This is a genomic window from Jannaschia sp. L-14R (assembly GCF_056857695.1).
In genome coordinates this window covers 17,321-26,464 of sequence record NZ_JBSXNP010000008.1, presented here as the reverse complement: position 1 = coordinate 26,464, position 9,144 = coordinate 17,321, and the positions used below count along the sequence as shown (strand labels likewise).

Genomic DNA, 9,144 nt, shown 5'->3' with positions numbered 1-9,144 from the left:
TCAGGCCTCTTCGTCGGCAAAGGGATCGAGCGGCACATCCAGGCCGTCCCAGCCCATCATCTTCCACGTCCGCTCCATGTGATCGGGCAGCGGGGCCGTAAGGCTCAGCCGGGCACCCGTGATCGGATGGGTCAGCGACAGATGACGGGCGTGCAGGTGCAGTTTCTTGCTGATCTCGCCGCCGAAACTTGCCCCCCAGCCATCGCCCTGGTTCTCTTGCCCGGATCCGCCGTATTTGCCGTCGCCGACGATGGGATGCCCCATCTCGGCCATATGGACGCGCAACTGGTGGGTGCGCCCGGTGACCGGCACCAGCGCCAGCCACGCGCCCCGCGACCCCAAAGTGTCGAGCACGGCATAGTCCGTCACCGCACGTTTCGCGCCGGGGATGTCGTCGACCTCGTCCGGGTGGACCGTCCGCATCTTTTCACCGCCGTCGCCCCCGCCGCCCGCCTTGACCAGCGCATACCGTACTGTGCCCATCCTTGGATGCGGGGTGCCCGCGACCGCGGCCCAGTAGATCTTGCGCGTCTCGCGGTCGCGGAACGCCTCGGAGAGTTGTGCCGCGGTCAACCGGTTACGCGCCATCAGCATGATGCCGGACGTATCCTTGTCCAGTCGATGCACCAGCCGGGGCTGTTCGTCGCTGTCGAAACGCAGGGCATCGCCCAGCCCGTCGACATGCCGCGTCTGACCCGAGCCACCCTGCGACGCCAGACCGGGCGGCTTGTTCAGGGCGATGATATGATCGTCGCGGTAGATTACGCAGGAGCGGATCATCTCGGCATCGGCTGCCGTCACCTTGTCGCGGCGGGGTGCTGCAGGCGCACGGTCCTCGGGCAACGGCGGCACCCGCACCTCCTGACCTTCCTGCACACGGCTGTTGGCCTTGACCCGTCCGCCATCCACGCGGATTTCGCCCTTGCGACACGCCTTTTCGACATTGCCCTGATTGAGCTGCGGAAAGCGTCGCTTGAGCCAGCGGTCCAGCCGTTGATCCCCCTCGCCCGCGGCCACAGTAATAGTCTGGACGCCGCTCATGTCAGGCTCCTTGCAATGATGAGGCCCGTCATCAGGGCCAGAAGCGAAAAGCCAACCGACAGCAGGACGTAAAGTAGGGCCTGCCCCGGCAGGCCGCGCTCGATCAGAATGATCGTCTCCAGAGAAAACGCCGAAAACGTCGTGAAACCGCCCAGGACGCCGATCAGCAGGAACGGCTGCCAGCTCGTCAGGCCAAGCCGATCGAGCACGATAACCGCCAGACCCATCAGAAGGCTGCCCAGAACGTTCACCGACAGGATGGCGACCGGAAACCCGTCGCGGATCAGCGCAGTGGCGACGAGAAAGCGCAACGACGCGCCAAGCGCGCCCCCGAGCGCGACAGAGAAAAGCGAGAAAGTCATCGCGGTCCTGTCTGCCCCCGGCGCACGACTGTCAACCTTTGCCACGCTTGGCGCGCTGGTCGACCAGCCAATCGACGCGACGTCCCAGCTCCCGCTCGAACCCGCGATCCACGGGAACGTAGTACACGGGTCTCTTCATGCCATCGGGGAAATAGTTCTGGCCCGAAAACCCATCCGCCTGATCGTGGTCATAAGCATAGCCTGCGCCATATCCCTGTTCCTTCATCATCCGGGTCGGCGCGTTCAGGATGTGTTTGGGCGGCGGCTCGGACCCGGTTTCTCCGGCCTGTTTCATCGCAGCCTTGAACGCGGCGTATCCCGCATTCGATTTCGGTGCGAGCGCCAGATACACGACTGCGTTGCCCAGCGATTGCTCGCCCTCCGGCGATCCCAGCCGCTCATATGTCTCCCACGCCTGCAAGCAGAACGCCTGCGCCTGCGGGTCGGCAAGCCCGACATCCTCGACCGCCATGCGAGTGATCCGGCGCATCAGGTAGCGCGGATCCTCGCCGCCCTTCAGCATCCGTGCCAGCCAATAGAGTGCCGCATCGGGGTCGGACCCGCGAACCGATTTGTGCAGCGCTGAAATCAGGTTGTAGTGGCTGTCGCCCGATTTGTCATATTGCGCCGCACGCCGTTGCAGCCGCTTTGCAAGCGTATCGCGGTCGATGGGCGTTTTCGCCCCCCATGCGGCCACCTGCTCTACCAGGTTCAACAACGCGCGCCCGTCGCCGTCGGCCATTTCCTGGAGCGCCTCACGGGCGGGCCCATCCAGCGGCAGTTTTGTGCCCAACTCCGCCTCGGCGCGTTGGGTCATCAGCTCCATATCGCGCAGGGTCAGCCTTTGCAGCGTCAGAACCTGCGCCCGCGACATAAGCGCGGCGTTCAATTCGAATGACGGGTTTTCGGTGGTGGCCCCGACCAGCGTGATCGTCCCGTCTTCCATATGCGGCAGAAAGCCGTCCTGCTGCGCCTTGTTGAAACGATGGATCTCATCGACAAACAGAAGCGTGCCGGTGCCGTTGGCACGGCGGTTCCGCGCCGTCTCGAACACCTTCCGCAGATCGGCCACACCGGTGAAGATCGCGCTGATCTGTACAAAGTGAAGGCCGGTCCGGTCGGCCAGCAGTCGCGCGATCGTGGTCTTGCCGACACCCGGCGGCCCCCAGAGGATCAGGCTGGGCATCGCGCCGTTCAGCATTACGCTCAACGCTCCGTCTGGCCCCAGCAGATGGTCCTGCCCTATCACGTCATCCAGCGTTGCAGGCCGCAAACGGTCGGCCAGCGGCGCGGGGCGGGCGGGCTTGGCCGTGGATTGCACGGCGGACTTGTCCGAAGGGCTGTCGAAAAGGTCGGTCATGACGATGATGTAGTCTGTCGAGCGCGGCGGATAAAGCCGCCGCGCTTCACGTTCGGTGCAGCAAGACGCCGGTCAGTGCATCTTGGTCGCCATCGAGATGTTGACGCAGACGGATTCCGACCCGCCGATGTCCAGCACCGGCCCCGCCGCCACGCAATCCAGCCCGACGCGCCGGGCCAGCCGCGGCGACGTCGCCGGGATCAGTCCAAGAACCGACGTCGCACCGAGTTCCCGGCCCGCGCGGACCATTTCGGCGATTAGCTGCATCTGCACGCGCACCCGGAGCTTGGCGGGAACATCGTCGCAGACGAATACCCGACTGGACTCCCAGACATTATCAGCGACCGGTGCCTCGTCATAAAGAAGGTCTGTCGGAATGGTGTCGAGCAGCCCGTTCTGGGCATCGCGGATCATGTAGCTGTAGATGCCGCAGCGATGCGTCGTCGGCGTCAGGCGGACACCCGCAAGGATGCGACCGTATTCATGGACCGCGACCCAACGGCTGGCTGGCGTGTCGTATTGATCGAATTCCATTCCGTCTGCCTGCGGCAGGTCCCATTGGGCCTGCTCGATGAAGGTCCTGTGGCGCGCGCGCAGCAAGTCGGCGAACAGCGGGCCGTAAGTGTGGAGGTTCTGGAACGAGAGAGTGGTAACTTGCATGGACAATATCTTCCTCTGCCGGGTTGTCGTTGACACCAGGGGACCGTGGAATGCTCGCTCTGTGGGATGGGCTGCTAGATCAGCCTGAACTCTCTCGCCATTCTTAGTGCCTCGGCCGTGGTCTTTACGCCCAGTTTATCCCGGGCGGACGAAAGGCGTGCCGTCAGCGCGCTTTCCGAAATTCCGATCTCCGCGGCGGCGGTCGTGTGGCGGACGCCCGCACCCACAAGGCGCAGCGCCTCGATCATGGCGGGGGTCAGGTCCTCGGGCGGCTCTGTGACTTCGTGGAGGGCGTCGGCAATGGACGCGATCTCGGTGATTTCGGCGTCGGTAAACTCCCGATCCGAACGAGCCACCCCCACGATCGTGCGGGATGTGATCTTGCCGCAGCTACACACGGCGCCAAAGGTCAACCCGTGCTCGGCTGCCAGTTTCATGACGCCGAAGGGGTCGGGCAAATTGATCTCGCTCCAACGAATCTGCCCGGACTTGCTGACACCCCAGAACACAAGGGGGTCGCGAAGCGAGTAGTTGTTGGCGGCATAAAGATCCTGCCACGCTTTGGGGTATGTGCTGCGGAGATACAGTGGCGATGCAAAGCGGATATGGATACCGGCAGTGTACCCCATGGGGGCAAGCTGTTCCAATCTCTGCAAATAGCGAACCATGAGGCGTCGTCTCTCGAGCATGTCTTTTTAGAATGGTTGAGAAATTCATCGTCAACTGTATCTTGAACCCATTTAAACGGTGAAATTGGTTAATGTATTATGAACAAACAGATGAATCCCCGTCTTTTCGTGCGTGTTCTAAAACTCAACGCAAAAGCTCGCGTCGATCTGTTGGAATTTCTGGGAACGACGCGGATCGATGAAGACGAGCTTGAGCGTCTGATCTCCGACCTGCAAACCGGAGCGGATATCGAAACGGCAGCCGGAGGACTGCGCACCTCGTGATGAGGGCGACAAACGAAAAAGGCCCCGCCGGATCGGGCGGGGCCTTCAGGATGTCATATCGGTCAGGATCAGGCCCCGGCGGCGTCTTCCGCTTCGACGCGGGCGCGATCTGCGGCGCCCTTGGCATCGACGTCACGTTCGACGAATTCGATGATGGCCATCGGGGCCATGTCGCCATACCGGAAACCGGCCTTCAGAATGCGGACGTATCCACCCTGGCGATCTTTGTAGCGCGGTCCGAGGATATCCATCAGCTTGGCCAGATGACGGTCTTCCTTGAGGCGCGAGCGCAGCAGACGACGGGCGTGCAAATCGCCACGTCCGGCCAGCGTCACCATCTTTTCGATGATGGGGCGCAATTCCTTGGCTTTCGGCAGGGTCGTCTTGATCTGCTCGTGCTCGATCAACGATCCGGCCATGTTGGCGAACATCGCCTTGCGGTGTTCATGGGTACGGTTAAGGCGGCGGTATCCGCGGGCGTGGCGCATGGGTTTTCTCCGTAGCTAGTCTTTATACTTTGTCCGGGGTCCCCTGCGTGGCGGGTCCCTCACCTTGGGGCATTTGCCCGATCTTCCCCGCCAATTGCGGGCATTTGTCGTAGACGCCCCCTTTCGGGGGCATCGAACTCAAAACTCGTTTTCGAACTTCTTGGCCAGGTCCTCGATATTCTCTGGCGGCCAATCGACGATATCCATTCCCAGATGCAGCCCCATGCCCGACAGCACTTCCTTGATCTCGTTCAAGGATTTGCGGCCGAAGTTCGGCGTGCGCAACATTTCGGCTTCGGTCTTCTGGATCAGATCGCCGATGTAGACGATATTGTCGTTCTTCAGGCAGTTGGCGGACCGGACCGAAAGCTCCAGTTCGTCGACCTTCTTCAGCAGAAGCGGGTTGAACTCCAGATCGTCGGCGGCCTCGGCGCCGCGGGCGGCCTCGGGCTCGTCGAAGTTCACGAAGATCTGCAACTGGTCCTGAAGAATGCGGGCCGCATATGCGACCGCATCGTCGGGAGCCAGCGAGCCATCGGTTTCCAGCTTCAGAGTCAGCTTGTCATAGTCGAGCACCTGACCTTCGCGGGTCGGCTGCACTTCGTAGGACACCTTCTTGACCGGCGAATAGATCGCATCGATCGGGATCAGACCGATGGGCGCGTCTTCCGGCTTGTTCTTGTCGGCGGACACGTAGCCTTTGCCGGTATTCACCGTCAGCTCCATGTAGAGGTCCGCGCCATCGTCGAGGTGACAGATGACGTGATCGCGGTTCAGAACCTCGATACCGTTGGTCTCGCTGATGTCACCGGCGGTGACGACCATCGGGCCTTTGGCCGAGATCGAGACGCGCTTGGGCCCCTCGACGTCCATCTTCAGGCTGACGCCCTTCAGGTTCAGGACGATATCGGTAACATCCTCACGGACGCCCGATACCGACGAAAACTCGTGCAGGACGTTGTCGATCTGGACCGACGTGATGGCTGCGCCCTGCAGCGACGACATCAGGACGCGCCGCAGCGCGTTGCCCATCGTCAGACCGAAACCACGCTCGAGCGGTTCGGCCACGACGGTGGCCTGACGGGCGGGGTTGTTCCCCGGACGAACGTCAAGCTGCGACGGCTTGATGAGTTCTTGCCAATTCTTGTGGATCATGTGCCCTGTCCCTCCAATTCCGTCCTGCGCCGGGGCGGTTGGCGCAGAAACCCCGAGGTAAATATACGGCGAAACAGGGACCGCGATATGCGCCCCCTGCCCTGTTCGTTAAGTCGCGTCAGACGCGGCGGCGCTTCGGCGGACGTACACCGTTGTGCGCCATGGGCGTGACGTCGCGGATCGCAGTGATCTGCAGGCCGGCAGCCGCCAGCGCACGCAGCGCGGATTCGCGACCGCCACCGGGGCCCTGAACCTCGACTTCAAGGGTCTTCAGCCCGTGTTCTTGCGCCTTGCGGGCAGCATCTTCGGCGGCCATCTGAGCGGCATAGGGCGTCGACTTGCGCGAACCCTTGAAGCCACAGGTGCCAGCCGACGACCAGCTGATGGCATTACCCTGAACGTCGGAGATCAGGATCTTGGTGTTGTTGAACGACGAGTTCACATGCGCCACACCAGCGGCGATGTTCTTGCGTTCCTTGCGCTTGGGGGCGCGACGAGTTGCTTCACGTGCCATTGCCTATGCGCTCCCTTACTTCTTCTTGCCGGCGATGGCCTTTGCGGGGCCTTTGCGCGTGCGTGCGTTTGTGTGGGTGCGCTGACCGCGAACGGGCAGGTTCCGGCGATGACGCAGGCCGCGGTAGCAGCCCAGGTCCATCAGACGCTTGATGTTCATCTGGGTGTCGCGGCGCAGATCGCCTTCGACGGTCAGGTTGGCGTCGATATATTCACGGATGGACAGCACTTCAGCGTCCGACAACTCGTTGATGCGGCGGGAAGCGTCGATGCCGGTGGCCTCGATGATTTCACGCGCCTTGGACGGGCCGATGCCCGTGATGTATGTCAGCGCGACAGGAACGCGCTTCCCCGTGGGGATGTTGACGCCAGCGATACGAGCCAAGTAAATATTCCTTCATCGTTGCGGTTCCGTACTGCCAGAACCTTTTTTCACAACGGCCGCCGCTGTTTTGCGGGGCCAAACAGAAAACCGGGAATCACGGGATTCCCGGTGGAAGTTGCGCTTTAGGGAGTCTTGACGGGCGCGTCAAGCGATGCATGCCCGCCTGTCAAGAAGTTTTTGCAAGGTCGGCAGGTCTGGCCTCGGTCAGCGCCTGCGCGACCTCTGCGGCGACCGCGTCGATCTCGCCCAACCCGTCCACCGACGCCAGATTGCCCTTGGCATAATAGTAACCAATCAGGGGCGACGTCTTCTTGTAGTATTCCATCAACCGGGTCCGCAGGCTTTCGGCATTGTCGTCCGCCCGGCGTCTGAAATCGGACGCCCTGCAATTCGTGCATTTGCCATCCGCAGGAATCGGCTTGGTGATGTCGTTATAGACTTCGCCGCACTTGCCGCAGGTGGCACGCGCCGTGATCCGCTGGACCAGCGCCTCGTCATCTACGCGCATTTCGATCACTGTATCCAGCGTGGTTCCATGCTTCGCCAGCAGTTCGCCCAGGGCATCCGCCTGTGGTAATGTCCGGGGAAAGCCGTCGAAGATAAATCCACCGCCCTGGTCACCTTCAAGTCTTTCCTCGATCAGACCGATGACAATCTCGTCCGTGACCAACTCGCCAGCGTCCATGATGGCGGCGACCTTCCGGCCCATTGGGGTGCCTGACGACCGGGCCGCCCGAAGCATGTCACCGGTAGACAACTGGATCATGCCCCGTTCGGCCTCCAGCATGCGGGCCTGCGTGCCCTTGCCCGCACCCGGCGGTCCCAGAAGAACGATATTCATCGACGCGCAGCCCCCTTGTTGCGACCACGCTTTTTCCCGCGCAGCTGACTCTTTTCAATCAGCCCTTCATATTGATGGGCCAGAAGATGGGACTGCACCTGCTGGATCGTGTCCATGCCCACCGACACGATGATCAGGATCGAGGTGCCGCCGAAATACGCCGTGATCGCCAACTGACTGCGCACCATTTCCGGGATCAGGACGACAAGCGTCAGATAACCTGCACCCAGCACCAGCACGCGGTTGACGACATATTCAAGATATTCCGCCGTTCGCTGCCCTGGTCGGATGCCGGGGATGAACCCGTTCTGGTTCTTCAGGTTGTCGGCCACATCATCGGTCTTGAAGGCGACATTGTGAGTATAAAAGTAGGTGAAAAAGATGACCATACCCCCGAAAAACAGCAGATAGAGCGGCTGCCCCGGCCCGAAGTAGGCCAGGATCGTAGACATGATCGGGCCAGACTGCTGACCCGAGAAGGTACTGATCGTCGTTGGCAGCAGCAGCAGCGACGACGCAAAGATCGCCGGGATCACGCCCGCCGGGTTGACCTTGATCGGCAAGTGGCTGGAGCCGCCGTCATAGACCTTCATCCCGACCTGTCGGCGCGGATATTGAATGTGGATCTTTCGCAGGCTGCGCTCCATGAACACTACGAACAGAAGCGTCGCGATCAGCATCACGATCACGCCCAGAACCACTGGTGTGGACAGCGCGCCGGACTGACCGGAGGCGAAAAACTGGGCGAAGGCTGCCGGCAATTCCGCCACAATGCCCACGAAAATGATCAGCGAGATGCCGTTGCCGATGCCGCGTGCAGTGATCTGCTCGCCCAGCCACATCAGGAACATCGTGCCACCCACCAGCGTGATGACGCTGGATGCGATGAAGAACCAGCCCGGCGTGTGCACCAGATTGCCCGATTGCAACGATACCGCCAGCCCATACCCCTGCAATGTCGCCAGCACGACGGTGCCGTAGCGGGTATACTGGTTGATCTTCTTGCGACCCTGCTCGCCTTCTTTCTTCAGCTGCTCCAGCTGCGGAACCATCGCCGTCATCAGCTGAATGATGATCGATGCGCTGATGTAGGGCATGATCCCGAGTGCGAAGACCCCCATCCGTCCGATCGCGCCGCCGGTGAACATGTTCAGCACGCCCCCCAGACCCTGAGACGCCTGCTCGACAAAGTCGCGCAGCGCTACGGCGTCGATGCCCGGAACCGGAATATAGGTTCCGAAACGATAGATGATCAGCAGGCCGATCGTGAACAGGATACGTTGGCGAAGCTCTTTGGCTTTACCGAACGCGCCCCAGCTCATGTTGGCGGCCATTTGCTCTGCGGCTGAAGCCATGCGAGCCCCTCTTGGATAGCAGAACGCCGCC

General features: G+C 61.7%; 12 protein-coding genes. 1 reads left to right on the top strand and 11 read right to left on the bottom strand.

What is annotated here, in order from left to right; translation table 11 throughout:
- The 5 genes from AC13C2_RS02985 to AC13C2_RS02965 all read right to left on the bottom strand — a co-directional run bounded on the left by AC13C2_RS02985 (position 1) and on the right by AC13C2_RS02965 (position 4,052).
- Complete coding sequence (locus tag AC13C2_RS02985; protein WP_482885900.1) at positions 1-1,041, bottom strand: RluA family pseudouridine synthase; 1,041 nt, start codon at positions 1,039-1,041, stop codon at positions 1-3.
- Positions 1,038-1,403: a fluoride efflux transporter CrcB gene (crcB, locus tag AC13C2_RS02980; RefSeq protein WP_092764438.1), complete on the bottom strand. Its 366-nt coding sequence runs from the start codon at positions 1,401-1,403 to the stop codon at positions 1,038-1,040. Before crcB ends, AC13C2_RS02985 begins: the two co-directional genes overlap by 4 nt.
- A 31-nt stretch (positions 1,404-1,434) precedes the next feature.
- Positions 1,435-2,763, bottom strand: coding sequence for a replication-associated recombination protein A (locus AC13C2_RS02975; protein ID WP_482885899.1), 1,329 nt, complete (start codon positions 2,761-2,763; stop codon positions 1,435-1,437).
- Between the two features lie 72 nt (positions 2,764-2,835).
- Entirely contained in the window at positions 2,836-3,423 is a 588-nt protein-coding gene (locus AC13C2_RS02970; protein ID WP_092764434.1) for an acyl-homoserine-lactone synthase, read from the bottom strand.
- Positions 3,424-3,497: 74 nt separating this feature from the next.
- Positions 3,498-4,052, bottom strand: coding sequence for a helix-turn-helix transcriptional regulator (locus AC13C2_RS02965; RefSeq protein WP_482885898.1), 555 nt, complete (start codon positions 4,050-4,052; stop codon positions 3,498-3,500).
- Between the two features lie 138 nt (positions 4,053-4,190).
- On the opposite strand from AC13C2_RS02965, the gene AC13C2_RS02960 reads away from it, so the two are divergent.
- Positions 4,191-4,376 (top strand): hypothetical protein, encoded by a 186-nt coding sequence (locus AC13C2_RS02960; RefSeq protein ID WP_482885897.1) that lies wholly within the window; start codon positions 4,191-4,193, stop codon positions 4,374-4,376.
- Positions 4,377-4,444: 68 nt separating this feature from the next.
- On the opposite strand, the gene rplQ is transcribed toward AC13C2_RS02960, so the two are convergent.
- The 6 genes from rplQ to secY all read right to left on the bottom strand — a co-directional run bounded on the left by rplQ (position 4,445) and on the right by secY (position 9,113).
- Positions 4,445-4,864 (bottom strand): 50S ribosomal protein L17, encoded by a 420-nt coding sequence (rplQ, locus tag AC13C2_RS02955; RefSeq protein ID WP_339640476.1) that lies wholly within the window; start codon positions 4,862-4,864, stop codon positions 4,445-4,447.
- Between the two features lie 138 nt (positions 4,865-5,002).
- On the bottom strand, positions 5,003-6,019 hold the full coding sequence (locus AC13C2_RS02950; protein ID WP_092764426.1) for a DNA-directed RNA polymerase subunit alpha: 1,017 nt from the start codon (positions 6,017-6,019) through the stop codon (positions 5,003-5,005).
- 118 nt (positions 6,020-6,137) lie between these two features.
- Positions 6,138-6,533, bottom strand: a complete 396-nt coding sequence (rpsK, locus tag AC13C2_RS02945) for a 30S ribosomal protein S11 (protein WP_092764424.1) — start codon at positions 6,531-6,533, stop codon at positions 6,138-6,140.
- Between the two features lie 15 nt (positions 6,534-6,548).
- The gene (rpsM, locus tag AC13C2_RS02940; RefSeq protein WP_092764421.1) at positions 6,549-6,917 is read right to left on the bottom strand and encodes a 30S ribosomal protein S13; all 369 of its coding nucleotides are present in this window, start codon (positions 6,915-6,917) and stop codon (positions 6,549-6,551) included.
- A 166-nt stretch (positions 6,918-7,083) separates the two neighbouring features.
- A complete protein-coding gene (locus AC13C2_RS02935; protein ID WP_482885896.1) occupies positions 7,084-7,758 on the bottom strand; it encodes an adenylate kinase in 675 nt (224 codons plus the stop codon).
- On the bottom strand, positions 7,755-9,113 hold the full coding sequence (gene secY / locus AC13C2_RS02930) for a preprotein translocase subunit SecY (RefSeq protein WP_092764417.1): 1,359 nt from the start codon (positions 9,111-9,113) through the stop codon (positions 7,755-7,757). The genes AC13C2_RS02935 and secY overlap by 4 nt, the downstream gene beginning before the upstream one ends.
- Positions 9,114-9,144 lie beyond the last annotated feature (31 nt).

Coding starts and splice junctions, on each gene's coding strand:
- AC13C2_RS02985 (WP_482885900.1), bottom strand. CDS start 1,041: ATGAGCGGCGTCCAGACTATTACTGTGGCCGCGGGCGAGGGGGATCAA.
- crcB (WP_092764438.1), bottom strand. CDS start 1,403: ATGACTTTCTCGCTTTTCTCTGTCGCGCTCGGGGGCGCGCTTGGCGCG.
- AC13C2_RS02975 (WP_482885899.1), bottom strand. CDS start 2,763: ATGACCGACCTTTTCGACAGCCCTTCGGACAAGTCCGCCGTGCAATCC.
- AC13C2_RS02970 (WP_092764434.1), bottom strand. CDS start 3,423: ATGCAAGTTACCACTCTCTCGTTCCAGAACCTCCACACTTACGGCCCG.
- AC13C2_RS02965 (WP_482885898.1), bottom strand. CDS start 4,052: ATGGGGTACACTGCCGGTATCCATATCCGCTTTGCATCGCCACTGTAT.
- AC13C2_RS02960 (WP_482885897.1), top strand. CDS start 4,191: ATGAACAAACAGATGAATCCCCGTCTTTTCGTGCGTGTTCTAAAACTC.
- rplQ (WP_339640476.1), bottom strand. CDS start 4,864: ATGCGCCACGCCCGCGGATACCGCCGCCTTAACCGTACCCATGAACAC.
- AC13C2_RS02950 (WP_092764426.1), bottom strand. CDS start 6,019: ATGATCCACAAGAATTGGCAAGAACTCATCAAGCCGTCGCAGCTTGAC.
- rpsK (WP_092764424.1), bottom strand. CDS start 6,533: ATGGCACGTGAAGCAACTCGTCGCGCCCCCAAGCGCAAGGAACGCAAG.
- AC13C2_RS02935 (WP_482885896.1), bottom strand. CDS start 7,758: ATGAATATCGTTCTTCTGGGACCGCCGGGTGCGGGCAAGGGCACGCAG.
- secY (WP_092764417.1), bottom strand. CDS start 9,113: ATGGCTTCAGCCGCAGAGCAAATGGCCGCCAACATGAGCTGGGGCGCG.